Origin of the sequence: Sphingomonas phoenicis, from assembly GCF_047238005.1 — a bacterium.
Classification (GTDB): domain Bacteria; phylum Pseudomonadota; class Alphaproteobacteria; order Sphingomonadales; family Sphingomonadaceae; genus Sphingomonas.
The window spans coordinates 1029503-1048574 of record NZ_JBDFMC010000002.1; the positions used below are offsets into that span (position 1 = coordinate 1029503).

Here is a 19072-nt window from a genome sequence, read left to right on the forward strand (position 1 = left end):
ATGATCGCCCGGGCCGTTTAGATCGCCGGGGCAGACGCGTTTGGGGAGCGATGACGATGGCCGCAGTGACGATCCGACCGGTGCTGACGAAGCGGGATCGCAAGGCGTTCGTCGAACTGCCGTTTCGCCTGTACGCGGACGACCCCCACTGGGTGCCGCCGCTGAAGTCGGAAGCGCTGGGGCTGATCACGCCCGAGAAGAACGGCTGGTTCAGCCACGCCAAGGCGCAGTTGTTCCTGGCGGAACAGGACGGCCGGGTGGTCGGGCGGATCAGCGCGCATATCGACACTTTGGCGCTGACCATGCCGGCCGATCAGGGCTTCGGCCCCGGGGTCGGCCAGTGGGGCCTGATGGATGCTGAGCGCGAGGACGTGTTCCAGCTGTTGCTGGCGACCGCGGAGGAATGGCTGCGCAACGAGGGGATGACGCGGGCGCTGGGCCCGATCAGCATGTCGATCTGGGAAGAGCCGGGCCTGCTGATCGAGGGATACGACCACTCGCCGACGATTATGATGGGGCATGCCAAGCCCGAATATCGCGGCTGGATCGAGGCGGCAGGCTATGCCCCCGTCAAGCAGTTGCTGACGTACGACCTGCGCATCGATCGGGAATTCCCGCCCATCGTGCAGCGGATCATCAAGTCGGGCGAGAAGAACGAGCGGATCCGCATCCGCGACGTCGACAAGTCGAAATTCGACCAGGAGGCGGCGATCATCCTGGCCATCCTGAACGATGCATGGTCGGACAATTGGGGCTTCGTGCCGCTGACCCCGCCCGAGATCAAGGACGTCGGCGTCAAGCTGAAGCCGATCGTGTTCAACGACCTGATCCGCATCGCCGAACTGGACGGGCGGCCGGTGGCGTTCATGATCACGCTGCCCGACCTGAACGAGGCGATCCGGCCGTTGAACGGATCGCTGCTGCCGTTCGGCTGGGCCAAGTTGCTGCTGTGGCTGAGGAAGCCGCAGGTGCGGACGATGCGCGTGCCGCTGATGGGGGTGGTGAAGGAACTGCAATCGTCGCGGATGGCGAGCCAGCTGGCCTTCATGATGATCGAGTACATCCGCCGTGCGTCGGTGGTGCGGTACGGCGCGACGCGGGGCGAGATCGGCTGGATCCTGGACGACAATCAGGGGATGCGGTCGATCGCCGATACGCTGGATAGCCGGATCAACAAGATCTATCAGGTGTACGAGCGGACGCTGTAGCGGCAGCGGTCGAACCGATCTTCCCCCGATCGGACGGGCCCCGCGACGGCGTCCGCCGCGGGGCCATGTGTCGGTCGGGGTGTCAGCGGCGGGGCAGCTGGCGGGGATCGATGCCCTGCGCCTGCCAGCCGGACAGCGTCTTGCACGCGCGATGCGTGATGCGCGAGCCGGTCACCTCGTTGACGATGCAGTAACGCTGGTCGGGGCTGTCGATGCGCGAGGTCTTCGTCACCGGCTTGCCGATGTTGGCCACAATGGTGTCGACCGGGGCGGCGGTGGCGGCGGTCGTCAGCATCATGGCGGCGGCGAACGAGGTCAGGACGATGGTCTTGGCAGTCATGGTGGTCACTCCCTATCGGTGCGGTTGTTCCGCATCCGAGACATTGCACCGACCGTGCCAACTGCATGAAAGCAGCGATATCAACTACTTGCCCTGACGGTGTGTTATAGTAGCACGCCACATACAGGTGAAATCCGCCAATTGGTGGCGGCGGATCAGAACAATGTCACCAAACCGCCATAGACGCGCAGGCCGGGGGCATCGTGGTCGAGCCCGGCCGCGGCGCCGATGTCGAACTGGAGATGGTGATTGGGCTGCCATCCGGCCGACAACCCGGCCAGCCAGCTGGTGGTGCGGCCGGCCGGATCGCGATCGCGCAGGGCCTGCACCTCGGCGGTCAACTCGATCCCCTCCGCTGGATTCCACTCGACACCGGCGACGCCGCTATAGGCGAGATGCCGGCCCCATCCGTCCTCGTCGACGGCGGCGTCAACCTCCGGCGTGAATTCCAGCTGCACGGCGTCCGACAGATCCCAGGTCACCGGCGCGACCAGTCCGGCGCCCCAGTCGCCGGCACCGATCGGCTGGCGGCCGACCGGCAACGTCGCGAAGGGCAGCAGCGCCACCGACAGGCCGTGGCCGTCGGGATTGGCAAGGTTCTGCTTCACCGCGAGTCGAACGTCCCCTGCCCTGCCGACGCGATCGACGCCGCCTGCGGCATCGCGCAGCCGCTGGTGGCCATAGGGTGTCCAGGCGAGTTGCAGCTCGGTCGCCTCGCCCACGCCGAAGCGCAATTCAGTGAAGGCGAACTGGATGGTGTCGATCCGCTCGCCATCGTCGCGCTCACGCGTCCAGTCGGCCAGACCGGTCTCGACCTGAAGATGGCCGGACTCAACGGTGCAGGCCGGGGTGCCCAGGCCGGGCCGCTCGGCGCACAGATCGCGCGCGGTGGCCGGCGCGGCCAGCAGCACCGCCAGTGCGACGGCGCCCGGCATATGGCGCATCAGCGCAGCCGGACCCAGGTGGGGGCGTGATCGCTAGCCTTTTCGCGCGCCCGGTACGACTTGTCGACGCCGGCATCGACCAGCCGGTCGGCCGCCTGCGGGCTGAGCAGCAGGTGATCGATGCGGAAGCCGGCATCCCGCTGCCACGCGCCGGCCTGATAATCCCAGAAGGTCCAGACCCCACCCTTCGGATGGCGGGTGCGCAACGCGTCGGTCCAGCCCTGCGCGGTCAGCCGGCGATACGCAGCGCGACTTTCGGGCTGCATCAGCGCATCCTCCGCCATTGCGCGGACCGAGAAGCTGTCGTCGTCGTTGGGAATGACGTTGTAGTCACCGGCCAGCACCGCCGGCACTTCCTCGGCCAGGATGTCGCGCGCGCGCCCGGCGAGCCGGTCCATCCAGCGCAGCTTGTAGTCGAACTTCGGGCCGGGGCGCGGATTGCCGTTGGGCAGGTAGAGCGAGGCGACGACCAGCCCGTCGACCTCGCATTCCAGATAGCGGCTGTGCTCGTCCTCCGGCTCGCCGGCGAGGCCGCGGTGACGCTCGACCGGGGTCTTGCCGCGGGCGAGGACGGCGACGCCGTTCCAGGCCTTCTGCCCGTGCCAGACGGCGCCGTAGCCGGCGGCCTCGATCTCGGCGAGCGGGAAGCCCTCGTCCGCCGATTTCAGTTCCTGCAGGCAGACGATGTCGGGCTGATCCTCGGCCAGATACTCGACGACGCGGGGCAGCCGGGCCTTGATGCCGTTGACGTTGTAGGTGACGATCTTCATCAGATCGCGAAGCTGGTGCCGCAACCGCAGCCGGACGCCGCCTGCGGATTTTCCACCCGGAACGCGGCACCACCCAGCGACTCGACATAATCGACCATGCAGCCGCGGACGAGATCGAGGCTGACGCTGTCGACGACGAGGCGGACACCGTCGGTCTCCGCGACCGCGTCGTCGCCCTCGGGCGCGTCGGCCAGGCCGAACTTGTACTGGAACCCCGAACAGCCGCCGCCATCGACCGAGAGCCGCAGGATCGCGGGCTTCTCCTGGCGGGCGGCGATCGCCGCGACGCGGGCGGCGGCGGCGGGTGACAGCGAGACGTCGGATGCTAGCGTGGCCATGGGCAGTAGATAGGCGGTGTGCCGGGATGCGGCAATGCGGCGCGGCATCGGTGCTTGATCGCGGCGCCGGGCGATCTAGGCTGGCGGGCGATGGCCGACAGCGATCCCTCCGGCACCGCAGGCCACCGCGAGCGGCTGCGCGGACGGCTGCTCGCCGAACCGGGCGGGCTGCTGGAGCATGAGCTGGTCGAGTATCTGCTGATGCTGGCGATCCCGCGGATCGATACGAAGCCGATGGCGAAGGCGTTGCTGAAGGAGTTCGGCGGGCTGGGCGGGCTGTTCGCGGCGGATGCGGAGAGCCTGATGCGGGTCGACGGCGTCGGGCCGAGCGCGGCGGCGGCGATCCGGATCGTGCAGGCGGCATCGGTGCGGCTGCTGCAATCGGCGGTGGCGGACCGACCGGTGCTGGCCAACTGGCAGGCGCTGCTCGATTATCTACGCGCCGACATGGCGCATCACGGAGTCGAGCGGTTCCGGGTGCTGCACCTGAACACGCGCAACGTGCTGATCCGCGACGAGGTGATGAGCAAGGGCACGCTGGACGAGGCGGCGGTGCATGTGCGCGAAGTGATCCGGCGGGCGATCGAGCTGCAATCGGCGGCGATCATCCTGGTCCACAACCACCCCTCCGGCGACCCCTCCCCCAGTCGCGCCGACATCGATGTGACGCGATCAATCGTCGAGGCGGGAAAGCGGATGGGGATCGCGGTGCACGATCACCTGATCATCGGCGCGCACGGGCATTCGTCGATGCGGGCGCAGGGGCTGATCTGAGGGTCCGGAGCACAGTCCATCTTGTGGAGGACGACTGGCACGGCAACGCCGCCGAACCGAAGTCCGGCGGCGCCGTCGCTGCTATCGCAGCGGTCGGATCATGACTGGCCCTGGGCCAGGAACCCGGTCACCTCGGCCTTGTCGAGGGACTTGTTCTTGTTGACGTCCGCCTGGGCGAAGGCGGCGCCGACCCACTTCTTCGTCTCGGCGCTCTCCGCCTTGGTCGCCGGATCGCTCGCGGTCTTCAGGGCGACCATCCACGACGTGAATTCGGCGCGGTCGAGCTTCCCGTCGGCGTTCTTGTCATACTGGCCGAACTGCGTGTCCACCGCCGAGGCTACCTGCGCGCTGTCAGCCTGCAGCTGTGCCGCGGTCGCGTCCGCCGATTGGGCTGTCGGCGCGGCCGGCTCCACCGGTGCCGCCTGCGGTGCAGTTGTCGGCGCGGGTGCGGTGGTCATCGTGCTATCCTGACCAGCAGGGGCGACTGGCGCCGTCGTCTGGGCAAGAGCGGGGGCAGCAATGGCCATGGTGCCGGCGAGAAGGATCGTCTTCATCATCTTAACTCTCCTTTGAGTTTCAACAGCATCTCGGCAGACTGTTCGTCGTTGGCGCCGGGATGATGTCGTGAAATGCTTCGGTAGAACTACAGATGGGTTGATTCGGTTCCGATTTGAAGGCCGCGCGCCATGCTGCTAACGCCCGCTCACCCCATGCCCCGAGTGAGCCGCACGACGGCCCGTGGCCAAAGCAGGACGAGAGACCGAGATGATTCCGCGCTATTCCCGCCCCGACATGGCCGAAATCTGGACGCCGGAGGCGCGCTTCCGGATCTGGTTCCAGATCGAGGCGCACGCGACCGACGCTCTGGCCGAACTGGGCGTCGTACCGAAGGAAGCGGCGGCGCGGATCTGGGAAGCCGATGCGGCGGCGGGGCCGTTCGACGTGGCGCGGATCGACGCGATCGAGGCGGAGACCAAGCACGACGTCATCGCCTTCCTGACCCATGTGTCCGAACGGACCGGGCCTGAAGCACGGTTCCTGCACCAGGGGATGACCAGCTCCGACGTGCTCGACACCTGTCTGGCGGTACAGCTGGCACAGGCGGCGGACATCCTGATCGCCGATCTGGACAAGTTGCTGGACGTGCTGAAGCGGCGCGCGATCGAGCACAAGCTGACGCCGACGATCGGGCGCAGCCACGGCATCCATGCCGAGCCGGTGACGTTCGGGCTGAAGCTGGCGCAAGCCTATGCCGAGTTCGATCGCAACCGCACGCGCCTGATCGCGGCGCGGGCCGATGTCGCGACCTGCGCGATATCCGGCGCGGTCGGCACCTTCGCCAACATCGACCCGTTCGTGGAGGAATATGTCGCGGGCAAGCTGGGCCTGACGGTCGAGCCGGTTTCGACGCAGGTGATCCCCCGCGACCGGCACGCGATGTTCTTCGCCACGCTGGGCGTGATCGCCAGTTCGATCGAGCGGCTGGCGACCGAGGTGCGCCACCTGCAACGCACCGAGGTGCTGGAGGCGGAGGAGTATTTCTCGCCCGGGCAGAAGGGATCGTCGGCGATGCCGCACAAGCGCAACCCGGTGCTGACCGAGAACCTGACCGGGCTGGCGCGGATGGTGCGCGGCTATGTGACGCCGGCGCTGGAGAATGTCGCCCTGTGGCACGAGCGCGACATCAGCCATTCGTCGGTGGAGCGATACATCGGCCCCGATGCGACGATCACGCTGGATTTCGCGCTGGCGCGGCTGACCGGGGTGATGGACAAGCTGCTGGTCTATCCCGCGCGGATGCAGAAGAACCTCGACCAGATGGGCGGGCTGGTCCACTCGCAGCGCGTGCTGCTGGCACTGACCCAGGCGGGGGTCAGCCGCGAGGATGCGTACCGGCTGGTCCAGCGCAACGCGATGCGGGTGTGGGAGTCGGATGGCGCGCTGTCGCTGCTCGACCTGCTGAAGGCGGATGCGGACGTGACGGCGGCACTGCCGGTGGCGGAGATCGAGGCGAAGTTCGATCTGGAATATCATTTGAAGCACGTCGACACGATCTTCGCGCGGGTGTTCGGCGCAGAAGCGTAACGCCAGATCAGCGATGCATGCACAAAATGCAATCGTGATGGACTGTTACAAAATTGCGTCAAACGGACATGATCGCCATATCGCCCTTGCCGGATATGTCGCCGGCATCGGAGACCCTACCATGCGCATGTTCGAGACCGTGACCAGCACGATGCTGGTTCTCGCGGCCCAGGCGCTGGTGGTCGGCGTGGTCGTCACCACGTTCTAACCATCGGCCCACCGCCCCCTGACGGGGGCGGACTGGGCGGCTGCGGGGTCTGCCGCTCAACAAATTCATTTCCTGCCCATCCATGGACAGGTCGACGCGATCATGATCGACTTCATTGCCAGAGCCGGCAGGGAGAAATCGCGTGAGACGTTCATGGATCGTCGCGGGTGCAGCCAGCATCCTTCTCCTCGGCATCGCTGCGATCCTGGAGCGAGCGCCTTCGGCACCGGCCCAACATGATTCCGGGGCGATTACGGTCGCCAAGGTAGCGGAGCGGACCAATCGGCCCGCACCCGCCGCTGCGGCCTCCGCCCCCCGGTCGTCAGCCGCCCCTCCTCCTGCAGGGCCCTCCATTGCCGCGCCAACTGGCGTCGGCTCCGCCGACCAACCGCCTCCGCTTCCCGACGGACTGGAGGGAAGTTTCGATCCGCTTGCCTTTGCCCGATCGGTGAGGGCGGAGAAACGCGACGGCAGCTGGGCGCCAGCGGCGGAAGCCAGCCTCAGGTCGAGCATCGCGCGCATATCCTATATGGGCCCGCAGATGAAAACCGTGTCCGCCTATTGCGGGTCGACCCGATGCGAGGTGACCGGCACAATGCCAGTGGGGCTGCCGAAAGAGAGCATGAATGTCGCGATGCAAGAAATGCAGGGCGAGCGGATGACGGAAATGCTCGGTGCTGCGCATCAGCAGCAGCATGGCGTGATGTTCGGTGAAGACACATTCACGATTTGGACCATACGGGAGCCGGTGCAGGCACCGCGTTAGCCCGGCAGCGCCCGCTTTGGAGGGAAACAAGCGATTTCCGCCATTTCGAGGCATATGTCGCACTCGCCGATGCCCGCATCGAAGAGCATGTCGGCGTGATCGGATGCCGTATGACGAACCCAGCCGGACGGAGGCAACCAGCCGTTGCGGGGAGCAACCAGCTCGAAAAGGTTACCCGACAGGACGTGGGCGCGGCAGCACGGTCCCCGTCGGCGGCCGGCTCTTACAGAATGCTGATTTCCCGTCCCTCGTCTTTGGGGAGGGTTGGCCGGGGCACACACATCATCGCGGCAACCGCGGAACGGACCCAAACCCAACCGCTCCCCCTAATAGGACAGGGCCTTTCACCTGACGGGGGCGGACTGGGCGGCTGCGTATCGATATTCCCGCTCGTCAAATCGAGCGCGGCTTTGCCCTGATCGGCACCCCGCCCGAAAGCCTCGGCGGGTCAAAATCGAGATCGGCATGATGAGGTGCCGGATGACGGACCTTCGACGGGCGGCCCTCCGCCCGCATGCGGCAATCGGCTTCTTCCCAGCCCGGCGGTGACGATCCCTCCTGAACCCAGTGGGCGACGCTCGCCTCGTCACACCAGTGCAACAGCCGCGGCATCGTTTTCAGGTGGTCGCCGCTCGTCATGTAGGCGCGCATGTCGGCCTGCTGACGCCACAGCGTCATCGTCCAGAAAGTAAGCTTGCGATCGGCAAGCAACGACCCGCCGAGGAAACCCACCGCCCGCTCGACCTGCCGCTGCGCGCGCCAGGTATCGACGGCAAAGGCGGGCATGAACCGCAGCGAGCGAATGCGGAGGCGGGTTATGCTGACGAATGGCATTCCGCGGTGATGCGGCGGGTACCGGCAGAGCACAAGCGCCGGAGCGTGAATGCGGAGTCGCGTTCGCCGCCGGTACGCTGCTCCCGCTTCCCTCCCCGGAAGGAGAGGAAGCGGGATCCCGGATCTAGTCCGGGATGAAGGATGAGGGGAACGGCCGATATCGCGGCGACGGCCGGTGAGAACCGGACGACGAACTCACGACGTCACTCGCCCGCGAAGACACCTTTCAGCTTCGAGAAGAAGCCCTGGCTGGCGGGGCATTCATCGCCGGTCTCGGTTTCGCGGAACAGTTCGAGCAGCTCGCGCTGGCGGGTCGACAGGCGGGTCGGCGTCTCGACCTCGATCTGGACGACGAGGTCGCCGTGCCCCCTGCCCTGCAGCACCGGCATGCCGGCTCCGCGCTGGCGGAGCTGCTTTCCCGACTGGATGCCGGCGGGAATCCTTACCTCGTGCGTGCGACCGTCGAGGCCGGGGATCGCGAGCGATCCGCCCAGCGCGGCGGTGGTGAAGCTGATCGGCGCGCGCGCGAACAGCGTCGTCCCCTCCCGCTCGAAGAGCGCGTGCCGCTTGACGTGGAGGAAGATGTAGAGGTCGCCGGCCGGCGCACCGCGCGGCCCCGCCTCGCCCTCGCCGGTCAGGCGGATGCGGGTTCCCTCGTCGACACCGGGGGGGACGTTCACGCTGAGCGTCTTGGTCTTCTCGACCCGACCCTCACCACGGCAATCGCCGCAGGGATCGGCGATGACCTGGCCGGATCCCTGACAGACCGGGCAGGCACGCTCGACCACGAAGAAGCCCTGCTGCGCGCGGACCTTGCCGTGGCCGTTACACTGGCGGCAGGTGGCCGCATGGGTGCCGGGCTTGGCGCCCGAGCCATGGCAGGTGTCGCATTCGGCAGAGACGTCGACGGTTATCTCCGTCTCCTTGCCGTGGAACGCCTCTTCCAGCGACACGTCCATGTCGTAGCGGAGGTCGGCGCCGCGCCGCGCCTGCTGGCGCCCACCACCGCGGCCGCCGCCCATGAACTCGCCGAAGACGCTTTCGAAGATGTCGGAGAAGCCGCCGAAATCCTGCGCGCCGTGACCGCCGCCCGGGCCGCCGTTCTGGAACGCGGCATGGCCGAAGCGATCATAGGCCGCCCGCTTCTGCGGATCCTTCAGGATGTCGTACGCCTCGGAGACCGCCTTGAACCGGGCCTCCGAATCCTTGCAGCCCGCGTTCTTGTCCGGGTGGTACTTCATCGCAAGCTTGCGGTACGAGGACTTGATCGTCCCGGCGTCCGCGGTCCGCTCGCATTCGAGCAGCTCGTAATAGTCGATCTGGGTGCTCATGATAGGCCCTTCAGCTCCCGATCGTCACCCCGGCGGAGGCCGGAGTCTCCCCGCTGGAGGGAGATGCCGGCCTGCGCCGGCATGACGATCGGGAGGGGTGACATCACGCCTTCTGGCTGTCGTCGACTTCCGAGAATTCGGCATCGACCACGTCGTCGCCGCCCGTCTCGCCACCGCCCGCAGCACCGCCGGCCGGCGATGCGTCGGCCTGCTGCTGCTTCTCGTAGATCGCCTGGCCCATCTTCATCGCGACCTGCGCCAGTGCCTGCGCCTTGTCGTTCATCGCATCGGGCTCACCACCCTCGACCGCGGTCTTCGCCTCGGCGATCGCCGCCTCGATCTCGGACTTCAGCGACGCGTCGATCTTGTCGCCATTGTCGGCAAGCTGACGCTCGGTGGTGTGGATCAGCGATTCAGCGTTGTTCTTCGCCTCGGCGCCGGCACGACGCTTCTTGTCCTCCTCGGCGAACTGCTCCGCGTCGCGGACCATCTGGTCGATATCGGCGTCGGACAGGCCGCCCGATGCCTGGATGCGGATCTGCTGCTCCTTGCCGGTGCCCTTGTCCTTGGCCGACACGTTGACCAGGCCGTTGGCGTCGATGTCGAACGTGACCTCGATCTGCGGCACGCCGCGCGGCGCCGGCGGGATGCCGACCAGGTCGAACTGGCCGAGCAGCTTGTTGTCCGCCGCCATCTCGCGCTCGCCCTGGAACACGCGGATCGTGACCGCGCCCTGATTGTCGTCGGCGGTCGAGTAGGTCTGCGACTTCTTGGTAGGGATCGTCGTGTTGCGGTCGATCATCCGGGTGAACACGCCGCCCAGCGTCTCGATGCCCAGCGACAGCGGCGTCACGTCGAGCAGCAGCACGTCCTTGACGTCACCCTGCAGCACGCCCGCCTGGATCGCGGCACCCATCGCCACGACCTCGTCCGGGTTCACGCCGGTGTGCGGATCCTTGCCGAAGAAGTTCTTCACCGCCTCGCGCACCTTGGGCATGCGGGTCATGCCGCCGACGAGCACGACCTCGCTGATGTCGGCGGTCTTGAGGCCGGCATCGGCCAGCGCCTTCTTCATCGGATCGATCGTGCGCTTGATCAGGTCGTCGACCAGCCGCTCCAGATCGGCGCGGTTGATCGTCTTCACCAGATGCTTCGGCCCGTTCTGGTCCGCGGTGATGAAGGGCAGGTTGACCTCGGTCGAGGCGGCCGACGACAGCTCGATCTTCGCCTTCTCGGCCGCTTCCTTCAAACGCTGGAGCGCCAACTTGTCCTTCGACAGGTCGATGCCCTCGTCCTTCTTGAATCCCTCGGCCAGGAACTCGACCAGCTTGTTGTCGAAATCCTCACCGCCGAGGAAGGTGTCGCCGTTGGTCGCCTTCACCTCGAACACGCCGTCGCCGATCTCGAGGATCGAGACGTCGAACGTGCCGCCGCCCAGATCGTAGACCGCGATCGTCTTGCCGTCCTGCTTCTCGAGCCCATAGGCGAGCGCTGCCGCCGTCGGCTCGTTGATGATGCGCAGCACCTCAAGGCCAGCGATCTGGCCAGCGTCCTTGGTCGCCTGGCGCTGGGCGTCGTTGAAATATGCCGGCACGGTGATGACCGCCTGCGTGACCGTCTCGCCCAGATAGGACTCGGCGGTCTCCTTCATCTTCTGGAGCGTGAAGGCGCTGATCTGCGAGGGCGAATAATCCTTGCCTCCGGCCGAGACCCACGCGTCGCCGTTCGGCCCGCGCGCGATCTTGTACGGAACCAGCTCGGTATCCTTCTTGGTGATCGGATCGTCGAAGCGGCGGCCGATCAGGCGCTTCACCGCGAAGATCGTGTTGTCGCCGTTCGTCACCGCCTGACGCTTCGCCGGCTGGCCGACCAGTCGCTCGCCATCCTTGGCGAAGGCGACGATCGAGGGCGTGGTGCGCGCGCCCTCGGCATTCTCGATCACCTTGGGCTTGCCGCCCTCCATCACTGCCACGCAGCTGTTGGTCGTGCCGAGATCAATACCGATTACTTTAGCCATGAGTTCGTGTCGTCCCTCACTCGATATAAAAACGCCGGATCGCACCCCGTTACGGCAGCGCAATCTTGTCGATGATGGGCGCGATATAGGAGGGGTTCCGCTTGCCGCAAGACGGCCGGGAACCTAGTCGCCGTTCGGAAGTGGCACGAAGGGACGGATGGAATGCGCTGGCTGGCACCGATGGTCATAGCGGCAGCGATGCTGACGGGTTGCCGCGACGAGGCGGAGCTGCGGGTGGACGGTGCGTGGATCCGCCTGCCCGCGGTGGCGGGGCGTCCCGGCGTCGCCTATTTCACCATCCATGGCGGGCCGCAGCCGGCGACCCTGATCAACGTGTCGAGCGGATGGGCGGTGCGCGCCGACATGCACGAGAGCATGAGCGGCGCAGGCGGCACGATGTCGATGCGCCCGATCGGCGACGTGCCGGTGCCGGCGAACGGCACAGTCGCCTTCGCGCCGGGCGGCCGCCACGTCATGGTGTACGGGATCAACCCGGCGGTGCATGTCGGCGACACGATGACGTTCACCTTCACCTTCGCCGACGGGCGCCGCATCCGCCGCATCGCGCGCGTGGTCGCCGCGGGTGCCGCCGGCCCGGCATGACGACGCCGCCCGGCACCGGCCGGCCGATGACGACGGGCGAGAAGGAGCTGGCGCGGACGGTGTTCCGCGACAGCGTCGACCTTTCCCCGGTAGAGATCAGGCGGCGGAAATGGGCGTTCTTCCAGCCGCGCGAGGTGGCGATGGCGCCGTGCGGGCACCTGCACTTCCACCCGCACAGCAGCAACTGGAGCGAGGACTTCGCCGGCGAGGACATCGGCCTGCGCGGGCTGTTCCTCCACGAGCTATGCCATGTCTGGCAGTGGCAGCGCGGCGTGTACCTGCCGCTCGCCCGGCATCCGTTCTGCCGGTACAGCTACACGATGAAGCCGGGCTGGCGATTGCAGCGCTACGGGCTGGAACAGCAGGCGGAGATCGTCCGCCACACCTATCTGCTGCGCGAGGGCCATGCGGTGCCGGGCGCGCCGACGCTGGCGGCGTACGAAAGCCTGATGGACGCGTTCCGCTGACACGAAAAAGGGCCGCCGGCTGATGCCGACGGCCCCCTTCCCGTCCGATCCGAAGATCAGGCGTAGGTGGCAGTGGTGCTGCGACGACGGTAGCGGGCCGCACCGGCGACCATGCCGAAGCCGACGAGCATCATCGCCCAGGTGGCGGGCTCGGGCACTGCGGCGGTCGGACGGAACTCGAGGCGGCCGGCATAGGACGACAGCCCCTGCCCATTGGCATAGCTGACCGACAGCAGCTGAGTACCGGCGTTCACCGCCTGCGTGATCGTGCGGCGCTCGAGCGTGCCGGTCGAGATGATGTCGAAATCCTTGCCGTTCAGCTTCACCGAAGTGAAATCCAGCGCGTCCGGAATAAAGATCACGTCCAGCGAGTTCGCCGAGGCGAACAGGTTGCCGGCCGACGACAGGTCGAACGTGTAATCGTCGGTGCCCGAACCACGGAGGAACGAGTTGCCGAACACGCCAACCAGAGCCCCGTTCTGGAGCGACAGCGTGACCAGCGTCGCCGCCGATGCGGGTGCAGCAGTGAACGCCGTCGCAGCCGCGATGGCGGCGATCATCATCTTCTTCATATTCATCCCCCTGGATTGGATTGAGGCCTCATCATTAGCATTAATCTGTGATTAAGGAAGTCGCTCGCTTTTGAAAACGCCATCCAACAGCGTCAAAATATATCAGTACCACGTCCCTTTTCAGGACAAGGTCACTGCTCAATCCTTTGCATGAACAGGCATGCCGCCGACGTGGCGCTCGCCGCGCTCCGCCGCCAGCGCCGTCTGGCGGTGACGCTCCGCATAGCCCGCCCGCTGCGTATCGTCGCGCGCCGCGTGGCAGCGCTCGCAGGCGATCCCCTCCTCGAACAGCGGCGAGCGCTCCCCCGCCGGCGATACGGGCATCCGGCAGGCGCGGCACAGCACATGGCTGCCCGGCGCCAGCGCGTGGCCGACCGCGACCCGCTCGTCGAAGACGAAGCATTCCCCCTGCCACCGGCTCTCCTCCGCCGGCACCTCCTCCAGATAGCGCAGGATGCCGCCGTCCAGGTGATAGACGTCGGCCACCCCCTCCGCCTTCATCAGCGCAGTCGCCTTCTCGCAGCGGATGCCGCCGGTGCAGAACATCGCGACCCGCTTGCCGGCGAGATCGTCGCGGTGCGCGCGCACCCAGTCCGGAAAGTCGCGGAAGCTGTCGGTACCGGGATCGAGCGCACCCCGGAACGTGCCGACGCCGATTTCATAGGCGTTGCGGGTGTCGATCACGACCGTATCGGGATCGTCGACCAGTGCGTTCCACTCGCTCGGGGCGACATGGACGCCGGCATCCAGCGCGTCGATGCCGGGCACGCCCATCGTCACGATCTCCGCCTTCACCCTCACCTTCAGCCGGTGGAAGGGGATGGCGTCGGCATCGGCGAACTTCGGCTGGAGATCGGCGCAACCCGGCAGTGACCGGATCGCCGCCAGCACCGCATAGACGCCGGCCGGCGGACCGGCGATGGTGCCGTTGATCCCCTCGCCCGCGACCAGCAACGTGCCGCGCACCCCAGCCCTGCCCGCGACCGACTCCAGCCGGTCGCGGATCGCGGCAGGATCGTCGAAGCGGGCGAAGCGGTACAGCGCCGCGACCCGGACCGTCACAGCGCGGAGAAGTCGATCGGCGCGTGGCGATCGAGCGCGTTCGGCGCCGGCGGCATCGGGTATTTCAGCCCGGTCGCGCAATTGAACAGGACGACGCGCTCGTCCTCATCCACCTCGCCGGTGCGTAGCGCCTCGTGGTAGGCAGCAAGCGTCGCCCCGCCCTCCGGACACAGCAGCAGGCCGTCCTTGCGCGCGCAATCGTCAACCGCCCGCAGGATGGCGGGATCGCCGACACCCAGCGCCTTCCCGCCCGATTCGCGTACGGCGCGCAGGATCAGGAAGTCGCCGACGGCGCGGGGCACCCGGATGCCGGCGGCGACGGTGTGCGCATCCTCCCACCGGTCGGCATGCTCCTCCCCCGCCTCGAACGCGCGCACGATCGGGGCGCAGCCGGACGCCTGGACCGCGTACATGCGCGGCCGCTTCGATCCGATCCAGCCCAGCTTCTCCAGTTCGTCGAACGCCTTCCACATGCCGATCAGGCCGGTACCGCCGCCGGTCGGGTAGAAGATCGCATCGGGCAATTCCCAGCCGAACTGCGCGGCCAGCTCCAGCCCCATCGTCTTCTTGCCCTCGATCCGGTACGGCTCCTTGAGGGTCGAGAAGTCGAACCAGCGCCCCTCGGCTGCGCCCTTGCCGACGATCGCGCCGCAATCGTCGATCAGGCCGTTGACCCGCCACACCCGCGCACCCTGCATCGCGATCTCGCGCACGTTGATCTCGGGCGTGTCCTCCGGACAGAACACGATCGTCTCGATCCCGCAGCGGGTCGCGTAGGCCGCCAGCGCCGCGCCCGCATTGCCGTTGGTCGGCATCGCGATCCGCGTCACGCCCAGCTCGCGCGCCATCGCGACCGCCATCACCAGCCCGCGAGCCTTGAAGCTGCCGGTGGGCAGGCGACCTTCGTCCTTGACCAGCACGTTGGCGCCGCCGCTGACCGGGATCGGCACCAGCGGGGTCTCGATCTCGCCCAGGCTGACGATGCTCTCCGTCCGCCGCACCGGCAGCAGCTCGCGCCAGCGCCACAGATCGGTGGGGCGCGCCGACAGGGCATCACGCGACAGGGCACGCCCGGCTGCGCCAAGGTCGTAGCGGACCAGCAGCGGCCGCCCGACGCGCGACAGCCCATGCAGCCGATCCGCCTCGTACCGCTCCCCGGTCATCGAGCATTCGAGATGGGTGACGAAGCCGGGGCGATCGGCGGTGATGTTGATGGTCATGACAGGGATCCGGTTGATCGACGAAGGGCGCGAGCGATGCAGTGCGATTGACGCGCGGCGAACCAGTACGGTAGCGCCGTGGCAGGCGACAATAGGAACATGCGTTGGCAAATACCCTGGTGGTGGTTCCGAGCGTGCCCGCGGCACCCGATGGTGACGGCTTCTTCCTGGATCGCAAGGCCGTCGAGGGACAGGCGCTGTTCGTCGAGCTCTGGCCGGGGCCCGTCCGCTTCCTGATGCGCCCGGGCGATCGATCGGCCATCGCCTTCGGCCAGCACTACCGCCGCGACGAACTGCCATGCGAGATCAGGCTGATACCCGACGATCCGACCGACCTGCCGGGCGCGTTCGACGATGCCGCGGTCATTCTGGCGGCAGCCGACAGCCACAACGACCTGACGATCGCGGATCGTGCCACCGCGCCCGTCGTCTACATCATCGAATACACCCTGGCCACGCGGCTGCGGATCAACCAGCTGTACAATGGATGGTCGCTGCGCGGGCTGAAGACCGGTTTGTGGACGATCAAGACCGAGATCGCCCGCCGCCGGGCGATGCGGCGCGCGGCAGGTTTGCAGTGCAACGGGACACCGGCATTCGCGGCGTTCGGCCCGCTATCGGCGAACCCGATGCTGTACTTCGATACGCGCGTGACCGAGGCACAGCAGATCGATGCCACGGCGTTGCAGAACAAGAAGGCGGCGATCCGATCGGGCCGGCCGCTGCGCATCGCATTCTCCGGCCGTCTGGACGCGATGAAGGGCGTCGACCACCTGATCCCGGTTGCGGCGGCACTCGCCGCGCTCGGTGTCGACTTCCACCTCGACATCTATGGCGACGGCAGCCTGCGCGACCGGCTGGCCGAGCAGATCGCCGCGAAGGGTCTGGCGGATAGAGTGACGATGCACGGCCCGGTGTCGTTCAACGACGACCTGGTACCGGCGATGATCGGCCACACCGACCTTTTCCTGTGCTGCCACCGTCAGGCGGATCCGTCCTGCACCTATCTCGAGACGCTGAGTTGCGGGGTGCCGATCGTCGGATACGGCAACGACGCGTTCCGTGGCGTCGCCCGGTTGGGCGAGATCGGAACGGTGGTGGCGATGAACGACATCGCCGGCGCCGCGGCGGCGATCGCGGCACTGGATGCCGATCGGCCGCGACTGGCAGCGATGGCCGACGCGGCGGCGAAGGCAGGCCGCGATCACAGCTTCGAACGAGAGTTCGGCGCGCGGATCGCTCATCTGCGCGCGATCGCCGATGCGGGTGGACGCGGCGGCGCATAACCGCCGCCGCCTGGCTCAGTCCGGCTTGCGCGCCACGCCGACCAGTGCGGGGCGGAGCAGGCGGTCCTTGATCATGTAGCCGGCCTGCATCTCCTGCACGATGGTACCGGGCTCCGCGTCGCTGGGCACCTCCAGCATCGCCTGATGCTTGTTGGGATCGAGCGTCGCGCCCATCGCCTGGATGCGGGTGATGCCGTGGCGGGCCAGCACGCTGTCGAGCTCGCGTCCGGTCGCGTCGAGGCCAACGACCAGTCCCTTGAACTTCTCGTCCTCACGCGATTCCGGCGGGATCGCGGCCAGGCCGCGGGAGAGGTTGTCGGCCACCGACAGGATATCGCGCGCGAAGCTGGTCGCGGCATAGTTGCGCGCGTCGGCGGCTTCCTTCTCGGCCCGGCGGCGGACGTTCTGGATATCGGCCTGCGCGTAGAGCACGTCCTGCCGGGCGGCGGCGAGCTGATCCTCCAGCTCGGCGATCCGTGCCGCGGCGGCATCGTGCGCGGCGACTTCGGGCGCGGCATCGGCCGTTTCGGCGCGCAGCGTTTCCGCGTCGGTGTTGGTCTCGTCGATCATCTGTTTCCCTGTAGTTCAGCCCATCAACCGGGCAAGCGTTGCCGCCGTGAAATCCACCATGGGCACGACGCGCGCGTAGTTCAACCGGGTCGGGCCGATCACGCCGACCACGCCGACTACCTGCCCGCCCGGTCCCCGGAACGGACGGGCGATGACCGAGGATCCCGACAGCGCGAACAGCTTGTTCTCCGCGCCGATGAAGATGCGGGTCGAATCTCCCGCGCGTGCCGAGTCGAGCAGCGAGGCGATCTCCTGCTTGCCCTCCAGCACGTCGAGGAGGTCGCGGACGCGTTCGAGGTCGGCGGCGGCGGCGGCGTCGATCAGGCGGCCCTGGCCGCGCACGATCAGCACCGGGCGCCGGTCGCCGTCCTCGCTCCACACGGCGATGCCGCGCTCGATCAGCGCGCGCGCGGCGCCGTCGAGTGCGGCCTGGCCATCGGCCAGCTCGCGTTCCAGCCTGATCCGCGCCTCCGCCAGGGTCAGCCCCGACAGCGTCGCGGACATGTAGTTGGCCGCCTCGACCAGCGCTGACGGGGTCATGCCGACAGGCAGGTCGATCACGCGGTTCTCGACCGCGCCGTCGCCCGCCACCAGCACCGCCATCGCCTGGTCGCGCGACAGCGGCACGAACCCGACCTGGCGGAGCACCAGTTCGCGCTTGGGCACCAGCACCAGCCCGGCACAGGCGGACAGCCCCGACAGCGCGGCGGTGGTGGCGGCCAGCGCCTCCTCCACCGGGCCGCCGCGGCCGCTGTTCCGGCCCAGCTGCGCCTCGATCGCGGCGCACTCCTCGGCAGTGGGTTCGGTCGCCTGCATCATGCCGTCGACGAACAGGCGCAGGCCCCGATCGGTCGGCAGGCGGCCGGCCGAGGTATGCGGGCTGGCGAGCAGGCCCAGCTCCTCCAGCTCGCCCATCACGTTGCGGATCGACGCGGGCGACAGGTTGAGGCCGGAGGCGAGCGCGATCGTCTTCGATCCCACCGGCATGCCGCTCGACAGGTAACCGTCGACGACGGCGCGGAAGATGTCGCGCGCGCGATCGGTCAGTTCGGCGACGGGCGGGAGCATGGCGTCTATCTAGGGTCCGCGGACGGCTTTATGAAGTCGGATACGGGCAGCGCCTGAGGTGCGGTGCGGAACGCGTCGCGCATCTTCTGGTCGCCGCAGCCGTAATAGAGCGAGACGTGCTGGGCACCGCCGCTCGCCTCCGACCAGCGCACGTCGACACCCGGCATGTCGGTGGGCGCCGGACCACCGCACAATTCCGTTCCCATCTTGTACAGCTTCTCGCCATTGTCGGGGCGATAGGGCTGGAGGGCGGCGGCGAAGCGGCGATATTGATCGGGCGTCGCCTTGAACTCGCGGGTGCCCGTCACCGCGGTGAAGCGGATACCCTCGAACGTGCCGGTGCCGTCGGGCTGGATCGTGATGACATAGACAGGGCAGGTGCCGTAGCACGGCGCGGTCGCATAACGGATGGAGTCGCTCTCGATCGCGACGGGCACGCCCGCCACGGGCCGCTCGGCCGTCGTGCAGCCCGTCGTCAGCAGTGCGGCGGCCGCCGCTGCCATCGTCACCTTCATCCTGGACGTCATCCGCATTCTCCTGTCGGCACGGCACTGGCGCGGCCGGGCTCCGCCGTCTAGGGCCTGCCGCCTGTAAGATTGAGGAGAGTTG

Annotated in this window: 22 protein-coding genes; 8 read left to right on the forward strand and 14 right to left on the reverse strand. The window is 67.6% G+C overall.

Annotated features, from left to right (window positions below):
• Positions 1-56: 56 nt before the first annotated feature.
• Positions 57-1208: an N-acetyltransferase gene (locus tag ABC319_RS06090; RefSeq protein ID WP_413069362.1), complete on the forward strand. Its 1152-nt coding sequence runs from the start codon at positions 57-59 to the stop codon at positions 1206-1208.
• An 82-nt stretch (positions 1209-1290) separates the two neighbouring features.
• Here the strand turns inward: ABC319_RS06090 and ABC319_RS06095 are convergent, their stop codons facing one another.
• The 4 genes from ABC319_RS06095 to ABC319_RS06110 all read right to left on the reverse strand — a co-directional run bounded on the left by ABC319_RS06095 (position 1291) and on the right by ABC319_RS06110 (position 3600).
• Positions 1291-1548 (reverse strand): hypothetical protein, encoded by a 258-nt coding sequence (locus ABC319_RS06095; RefSeq protein ID WP_413069363.1) that lies wholly within the window; start codon positions 1546-1548, stop codon positions 1291-1293.
• Between the two features lie 155 nt (positions 1549-1703).
• Positions 1704-2492: a transporter gene (locus tag ABC319_RS06100; protein WP_413069364.1), complete on the reverse strand. Its 789-nt coding sequence runs from the start codon at positions 2490-2492 to the stop codon at positions 1704-1706.
• Entirely contained in the window at positions 2492-3262 is a 771-nt protein-coding gene (gene xth, locus ABC319_RS06105; protein ID WP_413069365.1) for an exodeoxyribonuclease III, read from the reverse strand. Before xth ends, ABC319_RS06100 begins: the two co-directional genes overlap by 1 nt.
• Entirely contained in the window at positions 3262-3600 is a 339-nt protein-coding gene (locus ABC319_RS06110; protein ID WP_413069366.1) for a HesB/IscA family protein, read from the reverse strand. Before ABC319_RS06110 ends, xth begins: the two co-directional genes overlap by 1 nt.
• 90 nt (positions 3601-3690) lie before the next feature.
• Between ABC319_RS06110 and radC the strand changes: the two genes are divergently transcribed.
• Positions 3691-4374, forward strand: a complete 684-nt coding sequence (gene radC, locus ABC319_RS06115; protein ID WP_413069367.1) for a RadC family protein — start codon at positions 3691-3693, stop codon at positions 4372-4374.
• A 98-nt stretch (positions 4375-4472) separates the two neighbouring features.
• Here radC and ABC319_RS06120 read toward each other — a convergent pair whose 3' ends face one another.
• The gene (locus ABC319_RS06120) at positions 4473-4931 is read right to left on the reverse strand and encodes an EF-hand domain-containing protein (protein ID WP_413069368.1); all 459 of its coding nucleotides are present in this window, start codon (positions 4929-4931) and stop codon (positions 4473-4475) included.
• Positions 4932-5139: 208 nt separating this feature from the next.
• Between ABC319_RS06120 and purB the strand changes: the two genes are divergently transcribed.
• From purB to ABC319_RS06135, 3 genes are all read left to right on the forward strand, one after another.
• Positions 5140-6459 carry an adenylosuccinate lyase gene (purB, locus tag ABC319_RS06125; RefSeq protein WP_413069369.1) on the forward strand — a complete coding sequence of 440 codons (1320 nt, stop codon included), beginning with the start codon at positions 5140-5142 and terminating at the stop codon, positions 6457-6459.
• Positions 6460-6472: 13 nt separating this feature from the next.
• On the forward strand, positions 6473-6667 hold the full coding sequence (locus tag ABC319_RS06130; RefSeq protein WP_413069370.1) for a hypothetical protein: 195 nt from the start codon (positions 6473-6475) through the stop codon (positions 6665-6667).
• A gap of 541 nt (positions 6668-7208) precedes the next feature.
• Positions 7209-7433 carry a hypothetical protein gene (locus tag ABC319_RS06135; RefSeq protein ID WP_413069371.1) on the forward strand — a complete coding sequence of 75 codons (225 nt, stop codon included), beginning with the start codon at positions 7209-7211 and terminating at the stop codon, positions 7431-7433.
• A 393-nt stretch (positions 7434-7826) separates the two neighbouring features.
• Here ABC319_RS06135 and ABC319_RS06140 read toward each other — a convergent pair whose 3' ends face one another.
• The 3 genes from ABC319_RS06140 to dnaK all read right to left on the reverse strand — a co-directional run bounded on the left by ABC319_RS06140 (position 7827) and on the right by dnaK (position 11615).
• The gene (locus tag ABC319_RS06140) at positions 7827-8267 is read right to left on the reverse strand and encodes a DUF3291 domain-containing protein (protein WP_413069372.1); all 441 of its coding nucleotides are present in this window, start codon (positions 8265-8267) and stop codon (positions 7827-7829) included.
• A gap of 203 nt (positions 8268-8470) precedes the next feature.
• Positions 8471-9598: a molecular chaperone DnaJ gene (gene dnaJ / locus ABC319_RS06145; protein WP_413069373.1), complete on the reverse strand. Its 1128-nt coding sequence runs from the start codon at positions 9596-9598 to the stop codon at positions 8471-8473.
• 103 nt (positions 9599-9701) lie between these two features.
• Entirely contained in the window at positions 9702-11615 is a 1914-nt protein-coding gene (gene dnaK, locus ABC319_RS06150; RefSeq protein ID WP_413069374.1) for a molecular chaperone DnaK, read from the reverse strand.
• Between the two features lie 162 nt (positions 11616-11777).
• On the opposite strand from dnaK, the gene ABC319_RS06155 reads away from it, so the two are divergent.
• Together ABC319_RS06155 and ABC319_RS06160 are read left to right on the forward strand one after the other, a co-directional pair.
• Positions 11778-12218 carry a copper chaperone PCu(A)C gene (locus tag ABC319_RS06155; protein ID WP_413069375.1) on the forward strand — a complete coding sequence of 147 codons (441 nt, stop codon included), beginning with the start codon at positions 11778-11780 and terminating at the stop codon, positions 12216-12218.
• Positions 12215-12685 carry a vgr related protein gene (locus ABC319_RS06160; protein WP_413069376.1) on the forward strand — a complete coding sequence of 157 codons (471 nt, stop codon included), beginning with the start codon at positions 12215-12217 and terminating at the stop codon, positions 12683-12685. The genes ABC319_RS06155 and ABC319_RS06160 overlap by 4 nt, the downstream gene beginning before the upstream one ends.
• A gap of 56 nt (positions 12686-12741) precedes the next feature.
• Here the strand turns inward: ABC319_RS06160 and ABC319_RS06165 are convergent, their stop codons facing one another.
• From ABC319_RS06165 to ABC319_RS06175, 3 genes are all read right to left on the reverse strand, one after another.
• The gene (locus ABC319_RS06165; RefSeq protein ID WP_413069377.1) at positions 12742-13257 is read right to left on the reverse strand and encodes an FxDxF family PEP-CTERM protein; all 516 of its coding nucleotides are present in this window, start codon (positions 13255-13257) and stop codon (positions 12742-12744) included.
• A gap of 138 nt (positions 13258-13395) precedes the next feature.
• A complete protein-coding gene (gene trhO / locus ABC319_RS06170; protein WP_413069378.1) occupies positions 13396-14319 on the reverse strand; it encodes an oxygen-dependent tRNA uridine(34) hydroxylase TrhO in 924 nt (307 codons plus the stop codon).
• Positions 14316-15539: a threonine synthase gene (locus ABC319_RS06175; protein ID WP_413069379.1), complete on the reverse strand. Its 1224-nt coding sequence runs from the start codon at positions 15537-15539 to the stop codon at positions 14316-14318. Before ABC319_RS06175 ends, trhO begins: the two co-directional genes overlap by 4 nt.
• A 104-nt stretch (positions 15540-15643) precedes the next feature.
• On the opposite strand from ABC319_RS06175, the gene ABC319_RS06180 reads away from it, so the two are divergent.
• On the forward strand, positions 15644-16825 hold the full coding sequence (locus tag ABC319_RS06180; protein WP_413069380.1) for a glycosyltransferase: 1182 nt from the start codon (positions 15644-15646) through the stop codon (positions 16823-16825).
• Positions 16826-16840: 15 nt separating this feature from the next.
• On the opposite strand, the gene grpE is transcribed toward ABC319_RS06180, so the two are convergent.
• The 3 genes from grpE to ABC319_RS06195 are packed head-to-tail and all read right to left on the reverse strand — an operon-like array spanning position 16841 to position 18990.
• A complete protein-coding gene (grpE, locus tag ABC319_RS06185; RefSeq protein WP_413069381.1) occupies positions 16841-17395 on the reverse strand; it encodes a nucleotide exchange factor GrpE in 555 nt (184 codons plus the stop codon).
• Between the two features lie 15 nt (positions 17396-17410).
• Positions 17411-18463, reverse strand: a complete 1053-nt coding sequence (gene hrcA / locus ABC319_RS06190; RefSeq protein ID WP_413069382.1) for a heat-inducible transcriptional repressor HrcA — start codon at positions 18461-18463, stop codon at positions 17411-17413.
• A gap of 5 nt (positions 18464-18468) precedes the next feature.
• Entirely contained in the window at positions 18469-18990 is a 522-nt protein-coding gene (locus tag ABC319_RS06195) for a DUF6438 domain-containing protein (RefSeq protein ID WP_413069383.1), read from the reverse strand.
• Between the last annotated feature and the right edge of the window lie 82 nt (positions 18991-19072).